Source organism: Sporosarcina sp. OR05 (assembly GCF_041414805.1).
Classification (GTDB): Bacteria; Bacillota; Bacilli; order Bacillales_A; family Planococcaceae; genus Sporosarcina; species Sporosarcina saromensis.
The window spans coordinates 140,189-156,466 of sequence record NZ_JANKJL010000005.1; the positions used below are offsets into that span (position 1 = coordinate 140,189).

15 protein-coding genes are annotated in these 16,278 nt (G+C 41.1%); 12 read left to right on the plus strand and 3 right to left on the minus strand.

Features of this window, described 5'->3' with window-relative positions:
* Nucleotides 1-8: 8 nt before the first annotated feature.
* From NRI27_RS10295 to NRI27_RS10315, 5 genes are all read left to right on the plus strand, one after another.
* Entirely contained in the window at nt 9-1,472 is a 1,464-nt protein-coding gene (locus NRI27_RS10295) for a spore germination protein (protein WP_371390604.1), read from the plus strand.
* Nucleotides 1,450-2,613, plus strand: coding sequence for a Ger(x)C family spore germination protein (locus NRI27_RS10300; protein WP_371390605.1), 1,164 nt, complete (start codon nt 1,450-1,452; stop codon nt 2,611-2,613). Before NRI27_RS10295 ends, NRI27_RS10300 begins: the two co-directional genes overlap by 23 nt.
* A gap of 53 nt (nt 2,614-2,666) precedes the next feature.
* The gene (locus NRI27_RS10305) at nt 2,667-3,812 is read left to right on the plus strand and encodes a Ger(x)C family spore germination protein (protein WP_371390606.1); all 1,146 of its coding nucleotides are present in this window, start codon (nt 2,667-2,669) and stop codon (nt 3,810-3,812) included.
* A gap of 183 nt (nt 3,813-3,995) precedes the next feature.
* Complete coding sequence (locus NRI27_RS10310; RefSeq protein WP_371390607.1) at nt 3,996-4,355, plus strand: glyoxalase superfamily protein; 360 nt, start codon at nt 3,996-3,998, stop codon at nt 4,353-4,355.
* Between the two features lie 51 nt (nt 4,356-4,406).
* Nucleotides 4,407-4,805: a YbgA family protein gene (locus tag NRI27_RS10315; RefSeq protein ID WP_371390608.1), complete on the plus strand. Its 399-nt coding sequence runs from the start codon at nt 4,407-4,409 to the stop codon at nt 4,803-4,805.
* Nucleotides 4,806-4,818: 13 nt separating this feature from the next.
* Here the strand turns inward: NRI27_RS10315 and NRI27_RS10320 are convergent, their stop codons facing one another.
* Nucleotides 4,819-5,373 (minus strand): MEDS domain-containing protein, encoded by a 555-nt coding sequence (locus tag NRI27_RS10320; RefSeq protein ID WP_371390609.1) that lies wholly within the window; start codon nt 5,371-5,373, stop codon nt 4,819-4,821.
* A 44-nt stretch (nt 5,374-5,417) separates the two neighbouring features.
* Complete coding sequence (guaD, locus tag NRI27_RS10325; protein WP_371390610.1) at nt 5,418-6,785, minus strand: guanine deaminase; 1,368 nt, start codon at nt 6,783-6,785, stop codon at nt 5,418-5,420.
* Nucleotides 6,786-6,948: 163 nt separating this feature from the next.
* Between guaD and NRI27_RS10330 the strand changes: the two genes are divergently transcribed.
* The 4 genes from NRI27_RS10330 to yfmH all read left to right on the plus strand — a co-directional run bounded on the left by NRI27_RS10330 (nt 6,949) and on the right by yfmH (nt 12,019).
* Nucleotides 6,949-7,623 (plus strand): DNA alkylation repair protein, encoded by a 675-nt coding sequence (locus tag NRI27_RS10330; RefSeq protein WP_371390611.1) that lies wholly within the window; start codon nt 6,949-6,951, stop codon nt 7,621-7,623.
* 160 nt (nt 7,624-7,783) lie between these two features.
* Entirely contained in the window at nt 7,784-9,187 is a 1,404-nt protein-coding gene (locus NRI27_RS10335; protein ID WP_371390612.1) for a serine hydrolase domain-containing protein, read from the plus strand.
* Between the two features lie 247 nt (nt 9,188-9,434).
* Nucleotides 9,435-10,730 carry an EF-P 5-aminopentanol modification-associated protein YfmF gene (gene yfmF / locus NRI27_RS10340; protein WP_371390613.1) on the plus strand — a complete coding sequence of 432 codons (1,296 nt, stop codon included), beginning with the start codon at nt 9,435-9,437 and terminating at the stop codon, nt 10,728-10,730.
* Complete coding sequence (gene yfmH / locus NRI27_RS10345) at nt 10,730-12,019, plus strand: EF-P 5-aminopentanol modification-associated protein YfmH (RefSeq protein ID WP_371390614.1); 1,290 nt, start codon at nt 10,730-10,732, stop codon at nt 12,017-12,019. The genes yfmF and yfmH overlap by 1 nt, the downstream gene beginning before the upstream one ends.
* A gap of 27 nt (nt 12,020-12,046) precedes the next feature.
* On the opposite strand, the gene brnQ is transcribed toward yfmH, so the two are convergent.
* The gene (brnQ, locus tag NRI27_RS10350) at nt 12,047-13,360 is read right to left on the minus strand and encodes a branched-chain amino acid transport system II carrier protein (RefSeq protein ID WP_371390615.1); all 1,314 of its coding nucleotides are present in this window, start codon (nt 13,358-13,360) and stop codon (nt 12,047-12,049) included.
* 309 nt (nt 13,361-13,669) lie between these two features.
* Between brnQ and NRI27_RS10355 the strand changes: the two genes are divergently transcribed.
* From NRI27_RS10355 to NRI27_RS10365, 3 genes are all read left to right on the plus strand, one after another.
* On the plus strand, nt 13,670-13,789 hold the full coding sequence (locus tag NRI27_RS10355) for a YjcZ family sporulation protein (RefSeq protein ID WP_317946233.1): 120 nt from the start codon (nt 13,670-13,672) through the stop codon (nt 13,787-13,789).
* 197 nt (nt 13,790-13,986) lie between these two features.
* Nucleotides 13,987-14,352 carry a hypothetical protein gene (locus tag NRI27_RS10360; protein ID WP_371390616.1) on the plus strand — a complete coding sequence of 122 codons (366 nt, stop codon included), beginning with the start codon at nt 13,987-13,989 and terminating at the stop codon, nt 14,350-14,352.
* 123 nt (nt 14,353-14,475) lie between these two features.
* Nucleotides 14,476-16,188 (plus strand): sulfate adenylyltransferase, encoded by a 1,713-nt coding sequence (locus NRI27_RS10365; RefSeq protein ID WP_371390617.1) that lies wholly within the window; start codon nt 14,476-14,478, stop codon nt 16,186-16,188.
* The last annotated feature ends 90 nt before the right edge of the window (nt 16,189-16,278 follow it).

Here is a 16,278-nt window from a genome sequence, read left to right on the forward strand (position 1 = left end):
GAGGTACAATGCAGTCGGGTGAAAAGAATGCGGATCTCCAGACACTACAACAACTATTTGAGAAATCTGCGGATGTACTGTTCCAAACGTATACTTTTAAAGAGCAACCAGTTGTATTCATCACTTGTGAGGCAATGATTGACCAGCAGCTTTTAAACGAGGTCGTCGTTCCACGCGTACAACAAGTACTAACACAACGTGAAGATGAACCAATTGAAAAAATAATTGTAAATAAACTACATGTTCCTAGCTTAACGAAAGTGACGCAGAAAGAAGAGATGATTTCACTTATTTATACAGGAAATGTTCTTTTATATTTTGGGAATGGATGTATTTTTGCAAGTAATATCGCCAAAAAACCGAATCGGAATCCTGAAGAGACGAAATTAGAGGTGCCTGTAAAAGGTCCAAGAGATAACTTCATTGAAGATATTGCAGTTAACATTGCCTTAGTTCGTAAACGGCTGCCAACGAATTCACTATGCGTTGAGAAATTTGAGTTAGGAAAAAGATCTAAAACGTCTGTAGCCTTACTATATTTTGATGATATCGCGAGTAAAGAGACGCTTTACAGTATAAAAAAGCAATTAAAAAAAGTGGATACAGATGTTGTGTTTAGTGCTGATTTGTTAATGGAAACAGTGAATAAAAATACGAAATTGTTCCCTAAAACCGATTATACAGGAAGAGCGGATAAAGCAATTCAAGCACTCGTGAGAGGCCGTTTTCTAATTTTTATTGACGGAGTTTCCTATGGAATTATAACCCCAGTGAACTTATTTTTACTCGTGAAAACAGGTGAAGATAATGAGTACCCGAGTCTATTTAGCTCGTTGACGAGATTACTACGTGTATTTGGCATGACAATAGGTATAATACTTCCGGCATTCTGGCTTGCTTTAACAACTTTCCATCAGGATCAATTGCCTCTTCAACTACTTGCGACTGTTGTTCAGTCAAATACGGGTCTTCCGTTCCCATCTTCGCTTGAAATGTTGCTCATGCTGCTCATGTTCGAGTTGTTTAGAGAGGCAGGCTTACGGCTGCCGTCTGCACTTGGAGGCACAATTGGAGTTGTTGGAGGACTGATTATTGGGGATGCAGCTATTCGTGCTGGGATAACGAGCCCCGCTATGATTGTCATAATTGCTACGTCCACCATAGCGACATTTACACTCGTCAATCAATCACTCGTCTCAACAGTAAGTATTTTACGTTTATGCTTTATACTCTTAACAGCTTTTCTGGGCTTATTCGGATTTTTCATGTCCGCTTTCTATACTATTTTCTTTTTGGCTGGCATCCGTATTTTTGGTGTTCCATACATGAACGTTTCAGCAGATTTAAGCTGGATAACGATTAAGAGAACATTATTCCGATTATCCCCTAACCAATACAAAACACGTCCGAATGACTTGGACCCCATTGACAAAACAAGAGGTCAAACGAATGCAAATAAAAATAAACAATAAATTACTTACTTTGTTACTGTTAATGGCAATGTTCGTACTTTCTGGATGTTGGGATGATGACCAACCTGAACGAATGCTTTACATTAATGGAATTGGTGTAGATTTTAAAGATGGACAATATGAAGTATATGCGCAAATTATGAGTTTTGCCAATATAGCTAAATCAGATCAGCCTCCAGGAGATCAACCGCAGGTGGAAGTTGGACATGCAAAAGGTGCCACAATGGATGAAGCAATTTACGAATTATACCATTCCGTCGACCAAAAAGTTTTCTGGGGGCATTTTTCGTATATTGTTGTGTCAGAAGAAGTTTTAAAAAAGGAGAGGTTAAGTCCGATTATTGATAGTTTTATCAGAGACAGAGAAACACGTTATCAAATATGGGTATACACAACGAAGGATCCGGTGCAAGAAGTGTTATTAGTAAGACCTGTTATTAATCGAGCAGTTACCTTGTCAAAGCTTGGCGATCCAGAAAATTCTTTTAAACAAGAGTCCTTCATACAACCGCTAAATGTTCGTAAATTAATTATAAACTTGAATGAACCTAGTCATGAAGCATTAATTCCGTTAATAGCCGTTGAAGAAAATTGGCGCTCGAGCAAGGAGCCAATAAAAGCACCAGTCCTATCTGGAGTCGGAGCAGTGACGCCAACTGGATTTAAAGGGTTTATTGAAACAGAAAATGCAAGAGGGATACAGTGGATGTCAAAAGAGATGAAAAGAGGGGAAGTGACTTTTCGAGCAAATGGTGGAGATTTTATTACAGTTGTTATTGAGAACTTGAATGTGCAAGTTCACCCAATCGTACAAGCAGATAAAGTGCAAGTGGATATTGAATTAAAATTGAATGCCACGGTCTATGTAATGGAAGGAAATCCATCTATATTTGAAATTCAAGACGGCATTAAAAAAGAAATTAAGAAGGAAATTCAAGATACGTATGAAGCGGCATTAGAAAAAGGGATAGATGTTTATCGGTTTTCAGAAAAATTGTACCGGAAAGATTTGAAAGCGTGGAAGAAAGTGCAGAAAGAAGGGAGGGTGGAGTTATCGGATGATACGATACGCAAAGTGACTGTTAGTATTGAAAAATTGGATTCGGAGAGAAAGACATTCCGAGAAACGATTGAGCAATAAGGGGATTGTAGTTAAACATTGCATCGAACAATCAAGATGGAGAGAGGGGTCCAATGAAAAGAAAACTCATATTTCTATTACTATTGACGATGGCCGTACTCTCTGGTTGTTGGGATTCGAATGAACCTGAACGGATGCTCTATATAAACGGTATCGGAGTTGATTTTAAAGATGGGCAATATCAATTGTATGCACAAATTATCGATTTCACAAATGTGGCGAAAAGTGAAGAACCCTTATCTGATCTACCACAAGTGGAAGTAGGTCATGCTACCGGGAGAACAGTCGATGAAGCAATCTTTCAATTGTATCATTCCATCGATCAAAAGGTATTTTGGGGGCATATGAGTTATATTGTCGTTTCTGAAGAAGTAATGAAAAATGATGAATTAAGTCCGATTATTGATTTGTTTATACGGTACAGGGAAACACGTTATCAAATTTGGGTGTATGCAACGAAGGATTCCGTAGAAGAAGTCTTACTATTACGTCCAGTTATTAACCGAGCGATTACATTATCTAAACTTGGTGATCCGGAAAATTCTTTTAAACAGGAATCATTTATCGATCCGATGAACATTCGAAAAGTAATTATCGATATGAACGAGCCGAGTCACGAAGCAATGATACCTTTAATAAGGATTGATGAGAATTGGACATCTATTAATGAAGCCATTAAAGCTCCCGTTTTAGCAGGGGTAGGCGTAGCAACTCCAAACGGATTTAAAGGTTTCATAGAAGGTGATGATGTTCGTGGTATGCAATGGATGTCCAATGATACTGAAAGGGGACAGATTACCTTTAAAGATGACAGTGACAAGGCGATAACGGTCAATATCGAAAAGGTGAAATTAAAAGTGGAGCCTGTCGTTCGTGGAGAAGATTTTTTCTTTGATGTTGATGTAGAATTGGAAGCGACAATTAGTGTTATTGAAGGACAGGTGACGATTGATGAAATTAGGGAAGGAATCATCAAAAAGGTTAAAAAAGAAATAACGAAAACGTATGAAACGGCATTGAAAAAGGATATTGACATTTATCGTTTGTCTGAGCAAGTATACCGGAAAAACCTTAAAGCATGGAAGCAACATCATATTGATGGTAAAGTCGAACTTCATGAAGATTCCATTCGTAATTTAAACGTGAAACTAACAAAATTACAGTCCGTCAGAAAATCTTTTAAAGAGACAATTGAATAATGAGGAGAGGCGGTTACTAAGACATGCCAAACATGTTGTTTGTAGCTGCTTTTTTACATATAAATGATTGTATATGTAAGGGAAATGACTTTACGATATGAAACTGGTATGCATTTCACCTACAATAGTGAGTAGATTGTCCGTTTTCATGGCAATGAATGATAAATAATGGGGGATGGGAAGATGGTTATTCCGATATTACGAATCTATAATCGTGAAAAAGCATTGGAATTTTATCAAACGTATTTAGGATTTGAGGTCGACTGGGAACATCGATTTGAAGAAGGCTTCCCTTTGTATTTGCAAGTGTCTCTAGGACAAGACGTTATCCTCCATTTGTCAGAGCATCATGGGGACGCGTCTCCAGGTGCTGCAATTAGAATCAGGGTAGATGATGTGAGTAGCTACCATGCCAGTTTAACGAAAAAGAAATACGTTTTTGCAAATCCAAACTTAGAAGTTGTACCATGGGGGACTCCAGAAAAAAAGGAACTGACGGTCATTGATCCATTTAGTAATCGACTTGTGTTTTATTCTGTATGATTTGAATCGAGTTGGGGAGATGAGAATGTCATGTGTCTGGGGAGGAATCACGTGAACAATCGTAAGGAAATCGATAAGCTATGGAGTCTAGAAAAATACAAAGTGATGTTTTACAGCCAAAAGCATTACAATGAGATTCGTTCTGTCCTTAAAAGTGGGGTAGATGTCGAGCGAGTGAAAACACTCATAGATGATGCTTTTACGCTACGCCCTTCTATCGGTTCAGTGTTGAATGCCTATCAGCATATGTGGGGCTATTTTAAGAAGTACGCGTCTGCTCAAGAAAGACAAACATATGTATTAAAGGCAAATGCATTCAGTACAGGTGAAGTGGAAGTGAGAGAACTGCTGATGCTTATTCGAGAGCTCGCTTTGAAATATGAAGTAGATTATTTGCTACAAAGTACAATTTTGCAATTAAATGAAACGGAAAACGGGCCCCTACCATAAGGCCCGTTTTTGTTTATTGATATTGTACAGATTGCACAAGTTCATTTTCCACTAATACATATGGATGCGTTTCAAGTAGAATTTGCAGAAGGTGATCGGGCATTTTATCTGAAGCATATGCACAAATCAACGGAAAAGCATAGTCGTTTACCGCTCCATCCACAATCTTCTCGAAGTCCTTGATAAGATAATGAGGCTCCGTCATAGTTGCCCACTCGACATGAGCCCATGAGCGAAACTTTACACCGTTTGTGACGTAAGGTTCAACCGTCTTCGTAAAGTATTCTGCAATGGCTGGGGGATGGTAGCTCCCGCTCGAACGGTAAAAATGCAAGCTGTTAATGAGATGGACAAACTCCAATTGTTCTGCAGAAAATCGTTTGCGTAATTCGTTCATGATGCTTAGTGAAAGACGTTCGTTTTCTACAAGTAATACATACTCTTCTTGAACAATTCCCTCTTCAATAAAGCTTAGAACTTGTTTCAAATAGTTTTGCATCGTCTGATAAGAATAAAGAACGTGGACCTTTCGATGTTCGATGAATAATTCATTCATGTCTTGAGTCATCTGTTAAATCCCCCTTACAATTATCCGTACTGCTAAAAGTGATGTTAGTTGCGATTATGCACTTTCTCACCTTGTACCCAAACTTGACGGATGTTTTCCGGACGTGTCAAATAAATGATCTTCTCAAACGTATCCATTAAACTACCTTCATCTCCATAAATCGGTAAGCGAGCAGTGGCAATTGTCGTATCAATCATTTGTGCATCCCATGCATATCCTTCTTCAATTCGACCAATTGGAAGACTTAAACTTTCTCCACCTCCTGCTGTTACAAGATAGAATGCTTCATTTATCGTAATCCGGGAATTTGGTACACCGCGCTGATCTGCTGGAAGACTTGTGTCTACGCCATCTTCCAACATTCTTGAAGAGATGACGGCTTGTCTCGTATTGTCGTATAAGCTAGGAGAGAAGCCCCCGGAAATGTCCGAACCTAAACCGATTTCCACGCCCATCGCCATGAAACGGGCAATCGGTATGACGCTATTGGCAAAATAAGCATTTGAAACGGGACAGTGAGCAATTGCGCTGCCTGTTTCCGCAAATAATTGTGCATCTTCATCATTCAAAAAATTCGAATGAGCCATGACCGATTTCTCTTGCAATAAACCAAAGTCATGTAGCGCTTGTGCATCATTTTTACCGAACCGTTCTTGTACATAACCATGCGCCCAATCGCTTTCACTACAATGTGATTGAATATGTGTATCATATTTAGCAGCCAATTCACCGAGTCCTTGTAATGCTTCGTCTGTACAACTAGGGATGAACCGAGGGGTGACAACTGGATAGACACCTTGTTTCGTCTTCTTCGCTAGTTCTTTAACGGCAACGATAAATTCCTCTGTTTCTGCGAGAGCAGTTGCTGTGTTTTCATCTTTATAAAATGAGGGTGTCTGTTCAGGGTCATCCATGACGACTTTCCCGACTAATCCACGTTGCCCTTTCTCGGCACATAATTCGGCCAAGATGATACTCGCTTCTTTATGGATAGTCGCAAAGTATAGAGCTGTTGTTGTGCCGTTTGCTAGTAGTGTATCGACGACATCACTATAGACCGTCTTTGCGAACGTTGTATCAGCAAATTTCGCTTCGGTTGGGAAAGTATACGTGTTTAGCCAATCATTTAAAGGGATATCGAGTGCAGTTCCTGCTTGAATCCATTGCGGGGCATGTACATGCAAGTCGACGAAGCCAGGAAGAATGTATGTGCCTTTCTCGAAACGGTGGAAAGCGTCTGTGTTTTTGTATTCCTGTAGGATTTCGTTATAAGCGTCGTCTTCTGGATGAACGATTTTCGCAATAATGCCCGCTTCATCAATGCAGAAGAGGCAGTCTTGTAAAACGGTCACTTCTTTAGGGGAAGCGCTTGTAAATGCTGTTCCTTGAAAAACTTTTGTAAATGAATTCATCGTATGTTCTCCTCTATGGAATATTGTTATAATTGTTAGAAATCGATTCAATTTCTACAAATAAGTATGTACGGATCCTTTTATTAATAGTAACAATAAATGGACGTTGGGTAAATCTTACACGGTAAAAAAATCAGTTGAACGACAAAAGGAGATGGTGGCAGTGAAGAAGGAATGGACGATAGCAGGGATTGTTGAAAAGTTTGAAGCGAACCGGGATGAGGTGCAAGCAGAACAGATGGCAGCATATATGAAAGGGCATTTTACGTTTATAGGCATTAGGAGTCCATTGCGTAAAACGTTAATACGTGAACAATTTCTTACGTTTGCACTTCCAAAACCGGAACAGCTCTTTAAAGAAGTAGCAAAGCTTTATACATTACCTGAGCGAGAGTATCAGTACGCAGCAATTGCATTGATTGAAAAAATGAAGAAACAGTTGACGGTTGAGGACTATGATCAGCTCCTTCAATTAATTGAAGCAAAGTCGTGGTGGGATACGATTGACGCGATCGCTCCGCATTTTGTCGGACATATTGTCAAGCAAGATCGCCCCTACGGTGAGAAAGTCATGCTTGAATGGTCACAATCAAACAATATGTGGACAAACCGTTCTGCCATTTTGCATCAATTAAAATTCAAGAAAGAGACCGATGTCGATTTACTTTTTCGCATCATTCAACAACATGTGGATTCGAAAGAGTTTTTCATCCAGAAAGCGATTGGATGGGCGTTAAGGGAGTATGCCAAGACGGACGCGGCAATTGTGAAGCAGTTTGTAGAAGACACGCCATTGAAGCCGTTAAGTCGACGGGAAGCGTTGAAGCATATTGGATAATAGGAAGACAAAAAGAATTCTGCTTTCTTCTAGCAGGGACCTCTTCGACAAAAATTGCAGTGTCGGAAGGGAAAAGCCACGTTTTTGACGAATATAGCTAGAGAACTGAGAGTTGGGTAGGCGGAAAGGAAAACTTTCGACTTGCAAAGGGGATGGGTACATGAGTGAGACAATAGCAGTGAAAGCTTATGAGCAATATGCAGCTGATTTTATGGAACAACAGATGATTCCAGGGGCAATGGTCGGCATCTCTGAAAATGGAAATAGGGTGTATGAGAAGGTTTTTGGTTATCGACAAGTGGCACAGCAGCTGCCCATTGACGGGGATACAGTGTTTGGCATTGCATCGATGACAAAGTCCTTTACATGCGTGGGGATTATGAAACTACAAGAGGCAGGAAAGTTGTCCGTCAGTGATCCAATCGTACAGTATTTGCCGGAGTTACGGACAAATGCGCATGTCGAGAACATTACGATTCATCATTTGATGACCCATACGGCTGGGTATCCGCCGTTAGCGACGCATGTCTATGCACGGAAAAATAGTATTGAACAAGATCCTTCTGCGAAAGATTATGGATTGGATTTATTGAACAACCCTGGTCCGCATATTGAAACGTATGATGAGATGCTCGCATTTATGGCGAACGAGGACGTGGCTTGGTTAGGGGAACCGGGCGAGTATTACAGTTACTCTAATGACTCCTATGGTTTGCTTGGTGTCATTATTAGTCGAGTGAGCGGGGAGCCTTACGAGTCGTTTATGGAAGCGAATGTCTTAAAACCCGCAAGGTTGACGAGAAGCTTCTTTGAAATGGAAGTCTTGGAACAGTTTGAAAATGTTACGACGTTATATATGAAAGCGAAAGATGGAACGCAAGTGTATGAAGCACCGCTTTGGTGGGATGCCCCATCCATGCGTGCAGTCGGCTATTTGAAGTCAACTGTGAACGATATCATCCGTTATTTAGAACTATATTGGAATGAAGGGGTCATTGAGGGGACGAGGATTTTATCCAAAGAAAGTGTCGAGCAGATGATGACGCCTCATATTGAGTATGAACCAGGGAAATGTTATGGGTATGGCTTGCGCATCATTCCAGACTACTTTGGCTCCAAGCTAATCAGCCACGGAGGCGGGCTAAAAGGGGTTTCATCCTTTATGTGTGCCATCCCTGAAAAGAAACTTGCGGGTGTCATTTTGACGAATGTAGCGGATGTCTCAGCAGGGGACGTACTCATGGCGGCAATGAATGTTGTGGAAGGACGACCATATGACGCTTCTGCTGGAACCTATGAAATCATGGAGGTAGACAGTACTGCTGTTGAACAGTTGCTTGGTGTCTATACGTCAAGTGAAGGAATGCATGTTACCGTAGAGCTCCAGGATGGTTTGTTTGGGATTGTTTCGAACGGTCAATTCAAGCAGCTTTGGTCGATTGGAGACAATCATTATGTGGACAATCCAGACAACGGGGATGTATTGCAGTTTATTGGAAATGAAAATGGAGCTATCGACCGGATTGTGTATGGTGGTCGACACATTCTAAAAAATAAATCATAATCCTTTTCAGCAACATTGGCTATATGCATTGGCCGATGTTGCTTATTTTTTGTCTCCTGAATGAACAAGGATTTGTACAAAATGAGTAGAAACGGGGTCTAGGTGTGCTGAAAATGTTGTATTGAAAATAGCGAGACAGTACACTGTGAGTAGATTCAGAATGTTGGAATGAGCACGCGATGGAGGGGTCTGCACGAAACGCGCCACGATGAAGACGTGCGGAAAGTTCAAGAGGGAGGAATGTAACATGGAAGCAAACGGTAAGAACACGTTATTGATAAATGGCATGCATGTTCATATTATGCCGAGTAAAAAGTTTAAGACAAATACAGTAGAAGTGAAGTTTCAAACAAAAGTAGATCGGGAGACGATCACTCGATTAGCACTCTTGCCAACTGTGCTAAGAAGAGGATGTTTGACTTATCCAACAAAAGCGGCTATCCAAGAACGTCTTGATGACTTGTATGGTGCGGCAATTGGGATTGGTGGATGGAAGTCCGGAACGAGTCATATTTTAAACTTCCAAATGGATATGGCGAATGAGAAATTCATTCCAAATGAAAATACATTAGCGGCAGATGTGTTCGCATTTTTAAATGAAATGATCTTCCATCCGAATGTACATAATGGTGCTTTTGATGAAGCTGTTGTAAAACAAGAAAAAGAAACGCTCCGTCGTCATTTGGAAGCGATGAAAGATAATAAGATGTCCTATGCTAATGTCCGTTTAATCGATGAGATGGCGAAAGGTGAAGTATACGCAATCCATGGACAAGGCTATGCTGAAGATTTACAAGCGATCAATGGACAGAATTTGTATGAAGCATACGAGCAGGTGGTAAATTCAGCAAGGGTTGACGTTTTCATCACAGGAGATTTCAATCCTACTCTAATGGAGGAGACAATTCGTACATCACTCGTTGGTTTATCGGAAAGAAATGCGGTAGAACTGCACGATGAAATGACGATATTTGAGGACTTTAAAAGTGTATCCGCTGTAAAGGAAGTCATTGAACACGAAGACATTCAACAAGCAAAACTACATATCGGCTACCGCACGCATACAAACCTTAGCAAAGCTGATTGTGTGCCAATGTTAGTCGGTTCGATGCTGTTAGGCGGCTATATGGGTTCTTTGTTGTTCATGAATGTGCGTGAAAAACATAGTTTAGCATATTATGTAAGTGCGAGTTTGGATGCGTTTAGTGATAAATTATTCATCTACAGTGGAATTGCTGGAGAGAATTATGAAAAGACGATGCAAATTGTTGATGAGCAAATCATTGCCTTACAAACTGGCGAATTTAGTGACAATGCATTGGAAGAGGCGAAGTCCTTGCTGATCAATGACTTGAAAGGTTCTCAAGATAGTGCAATTGGTCTGATTGATGACGTGTACAAGCAGATCTTAACAGGCACGTCGAAGTCTTCGATCGATTACATTGAAGAAGTAGCAGCAGTCGATAAGGCTGCCGTCATGCAAGCGGCAAGTAAATTGGAGAAAGATACGATCTTCTTCTTGACGAACAAGGAGGCAAACTGATGAAGGCCATTCAATTTGAGAATATAGATGAAACTGTTTACAAAGAGACGTTAGCCAATGGGTTAGAAGTGATCCTCATCCCAAAACCGGCGATGAACAATGTGTTTGCGACATTTACAACTGATTTTGGCGCTGCAGATCTCCGTTTTGTGCCATTAGGTGAAAAGGATCCGATTGAAGCTCCTGACGGCGTTGCGCATTTCCTTGAACACAAGTTGTTCGACAAAGGGGAAGGACGGGACATCGTTGCAGAATTTAGCAGGCTTGGTGCGCAGTCGAATGCTTATACGAATGCAACAGAGACCGCTTATTATTTCTCAGCAACAGACCATGCGTATGACAACGTGAAGCTTTTAATCGATTTCGTACAAGATTCATTTTTTACTGATGAAACAGTGGAAAGTGAAAAAGGAATCATTGTTCAAGAGTCACAGATGTATGCCGACGAGCCCGCACAACGGATGTATTTCCTTATGTTAAAATCATTGTTTAGTCAGCACCCGGTGAAAAATGAAGTGCTTGGTTCCATCGAATCGATTAATAGTATGACGAAAGAAGATTTGTATACGTCTTTCCGCACATTCTATCATCCCTCCAATATGAAACTATGCGTGACAGGGAACTTCGATTTGGAAAAGATGTTGGACGTGATTAAAACGGATCAAGAAAATCGTACATTCGCACAACCTGAACCAATTGTCCGTATTCATACGGAGGAGCCAGGGGAAGTTGCAAGCATAGAAACGACAATTACCATGCCGATTGGAACACCGAAATGCAGTATCGGAATTAAAGAATATGAATCTGCAATCGCCCCAGAAGTCTTGTCCAAGCGAACGCGATTAACTGAAATGACACTCGAATACTTCTTCGGTTTGAGCGGAGAGTTTTACAAAGAATTGTATGATGCGGAACTGATTGATAGTACGTACAACTACTCTTATACACTTGATAAGGACTTCGGCTTTACAATGATTACGAGCAATACAGACAACCCTGAAGCATTTGCAAACAAGGTAAAAGCACAGCTACATTCCTTACAAGCATACGAAGTAGATGAGGAACAGTTTGAACGATTGAAGAAACGGACAATTGGACGTACTTTGCGGAAGATGAATTCGATCGAAGCGAACGCAGAAGAATATGTATGGCATGCCAATAGAGGCATCGAATACTTCGACATCATCCCGACGATCCAATCATTAACGGTCAATGACTGGTCAACATTCCTTCAATCGTGGATCAAAGAAGAACGCATTGCAGTATGCAACATACTACCTGAAGGATAAAAAGACAGTGCCAGGCACCGACACAATTCAAAATTGTTCGGGTGCCTGGCACCTTTTTGCGTAAAAATAGCCAATAATGGCGGCGATGAACGAGGGAACTAACCAACCGATCCCTTCTTCATATAATGGCAAGTAATTTAGCACACTTGTAATGGGTCCAATTATAATGCCGAATGCCTTTAACATATCAAAAAATCCGATAACGCCTGCTGCAACGAGCGCAAATAGGTAGACTGCCCGATAGCCTTTAAAGAGACGATGAAAAAAGCTAATCGTTATTAACACAATTGCCAAAGGGTAAATCCCAATAAGGATTGGCAAGGTGATCGCTATTAGTTGAGTGAGTCCAATATTTGCAATCCCAATACTGAATATGCAGATGACGAGTACAACTGCTTGATAGGAAAATCGTTTAAACGTATTGGAAAAGAAGGTGGCACATGCAGAAACGAGGCCGACAGACGTTGTAAGACATGCTAACAAAACCGCAATGCCAAGCAATAGTTGCCCCCATGTTCCCATAAGCTTGTAAGCCAGTGCAGTTAGTATGACTCCGCCATTTTCGGCATTTGGCGCAACTGTGCGGCTAGTCGTTCCGAGGTATGCAAGACCGACATAAACGAGACAAAGCCCGATGACAGCAATCATCCCTGATTTGATTGTAACTTTCGTAAGAATCTTCTGATTGGTGATGCCTTTTGCTTTAATGGCGTTAATGACGATGATGCCAAATACGAGTGCTGCGATTGCATCTAATGTCAAATACCCTTCAATAAAACCGCTCGTAAATGGATGCTGTGCGTAAGCTTCCTGTGGTTGGCCATTCTCTCCTGAAGGGTTAACGAATCCGACAATAACGATTGTCGCGACAATCAACAATAGAATCGGTGTTAACACATTGCCAAATCGATCCATAATTTTGTTCGGCTTTAACGCGAGCCAAGCAGTCACAGCGAAAAAAAGTAGTGTGAAAAGCAACAAGGCTAGTCCTGTGCTAGAAGTTGGCACAAATGGGGATGCCCCAATTTCAAATGCAACTGTTGCCGTACGCGGTACACCAAAAAAAGGACCTATCGCTAAATAAACAAGTATCGTAAACACGATACCAAACACAGCTTTTCCTGCTAAATCCCTCAACTGGTTGCCGCTCCTCGCTACAGCTACTACCCCAAGAAACGGAAGTCCGACACCTGTAATGAGAAAACCCGCTATCGTTAACCAAGTATTCGTCCCAGCTTGTTGACCAACTAACGGAGGGAAAATCATATTACCAGCACCGAAAAACAATGCAAACATTAACAAACCGAGTTTAACGGTATCTCTCCGTGAGAAATCATTCATATAGGAACCTCCAATAATTCAACACAATTCGTGTGCGAGTCTTACCTTTTCATAGTAACAAGAGCTCGGAACGTTGTGAGTATGCGAAACTGTAAGAATTAACAGGCAGTATGCACTCTATCAACTATAACATGTTCTGTCCACCACTGTGGAGTAAGAGGGTAGATCAGGAAGGCTTTCTAATCATTATAGTTTGCTACAACCTATGAAGAGATTGTCTACTCACGCTCTTCTCTAGGGATTTGTCATGTGTGAAGCTGCGAATGGAACATAGAATAGCATCATAAAGTTCAATGGAGGTGTTAAGTGATGTCAGGAAATGTGGGGGGCAAATGTGGCCACTACGGTAACGGATTTACGTTAATCGTAGTATTATTCATTTTATTAATTATCGTTGGCGCATCTTATTTAGGTGACGGCTACTGTTAATGTTTATTAAAGTTCTGGATTAGGGGATAGCTTTAGTGATGACCACATGCAAACAAGGAAGGTCCTTGTTGTATGTGGTTTTTTATTGGTTTGATAAGCAGACTTCTTATGAACTGACTTACATATACTGCAGACCTTTATTTACTGCTGAAATATTGTTAGAATTATTATGAAAATACTAAAGGGGTGAAGTTATTGTGGGAGCTGAACAGGAACAATTGACTGAGGTAACGGACGAGAGAACGTATATTGAAACACCAATCAAAACAATTTTTACAAAGTTTGCAAGAAATCGAGATGTGTCGCTTGCTTATGGCGAGCCCATTGAAATGGGTTTAAAGAAAGTCTTACCGGTTGCCAAAGTGAAATATGCAGTCGGAGGAGGCGGAGATGGATCTGGAGGAGAAGGAGGGGGTGGAGCGATTTCGATTGATCCAATTGGTGTCTTTGAAATAACGCCAGATGATGTCCGGTATAAATCGACGAAGCGTCCGACTATAATTCTCTTAAGTACCATTGTAGCAATGGGCTTTTTCTATTTGGTGAAAAGAAATAACAGCTAGTAAGATACGTGTTTTTGTGTTTTATTTCTGAAAATTGTACTTTTTTATCTTAGTTATCTATGATAAGATTCAGAATAGAAGTGCTTTTTGAAACATGCTATTTTAAACGGAAGGGGAATGGGAATGTTAAATGTCACGGAGAACAGATTTGCGAATTATCCGCAACAACCGCATGGGGGGAAATTGGTAGACAAGGTTGTAACGGGTACAGAACGCGATGAAGAAATGGTGCGGGCTAAGCAGTTACCAACAATTATGGTGGACATGGAGGCGGTCATTACACTTGAGATGATTGCGACTGGGGTATTGTCACCAAATGAAGGGTTTATGAATGAAGAGGATTATAAGTCTGTGTTGGAAAAAGGCCGTTTGGCGAACGGGACAGTTTGGCCAGTGCCGTTAAGTTTTGCACCAACAGGATCTAGAAACAGTGAAATCATTGCAACACTTTCAGTTGGGGATGAAGTGACACTTGCAAATGAAAACAACGAACCTGTCGCGATTTTGTCAATTAGCGATATTTTTGAATACGATAAAGCATACCGCGCATCTCATCTATTCGGAACGACAGATCGCAATCATCCTGGGGTAGATGCGATTTATAGAAGAATGGGGAACACGGCTTTAGGGGGGCCGATTCGGTTATTGCAACGTGTTGATTGGGGACCTTTTGAGAAATTGAGGCTAGAACCGAAAGATACGTGGCATGAGTTTTACGAAGAAAAGAAGTTCCGTTCGGCTGCTGGATTCATCACGGGGGCTAATCCATTGCATCGTGGCCATGAATATATTCATAAAAATGCCTTGGAAGAAATTGATGGTTTGCTCTTACAGCCATTAGTCGAAATGGCGAAGCGGGAGTATACGCGACATGAATTTCGGATGTTGTCCTACCGCAGTGTTTTGGAAACATATTATCCAAAGGGAAGGTCAATCCTTGCACCATTGCGCGTAACGTATATTTTTGCAGGACCGCGGGAAACGGTGCTCCATGCATTGATCATGAAAAACTATGGGTGTACACATGCGCTAATTGGTCGTGATCATGCGGGCATTGGGGATTATTACGATAAATATGCGAGCCATAGCATTTTTGATCAGTTCAAGCCGGAAGAACTCGGTATTGATATTCGATTGTTCCATGAAGTGTTTTATTGTACAAGGTGTGATGCACAGGCAACTGAACAGTCCTGTCCTCATGATGCAAAATACCGCATTAACATTTCGGGGACAGGTATTCGTGAGATGTTGCGTCATGGAATTATGCCCCCGAAAGAGATTGTCCGCCCTGAATCGGCACGAATCGCAATGCAAGGTGTTCAACCAAAGGGGCTGGATGAAAGTGAAGTTGCCATTTCGCCAGTAGGTAAAACGATAAAAAGCATGTTCCCGTTCTATTTGGAAAGGACAAGACTCGGTGGTCCGAAACGACTAGAACCGCTAACGGTCGAAGAACTGACGAATCGTGATTTGGAAGCGGTTAATCTCGATGTACGAGCGAATGCAAATCGGATTTATCAAGACATTTTTAACGAGTATACAAGTGTAGGGGACACAAACCGCAACTTGCAACCTGAATGGGTCATGGATGCACGTGAATCGCTACACAACCAACAACAAATGGTCGTCCAGGACTTGAAAGAGAAAGTACAGCAAGCGCCGACAGTTGCATCGGACGAATTCATGTACCAAGACAAGGAAGAAGCTGAAAAGGAATTGAACGTCGCGACGAAAATCCTTGAAGACATTCCCAAAGTGTTACGTCCTCATGATTTTGACTATCGTACTTGGAACGTCCTACCTTATAAACGCTACCGAGGCAGCGACGAAGAGTAAGGGATTGGTGTGCCGGGGGACTCGGTGCAGGAGATATATATGAAAAAAGCCGTCATTAAACTTTATTCAGTTTAATGGCGGCGTTTGTCA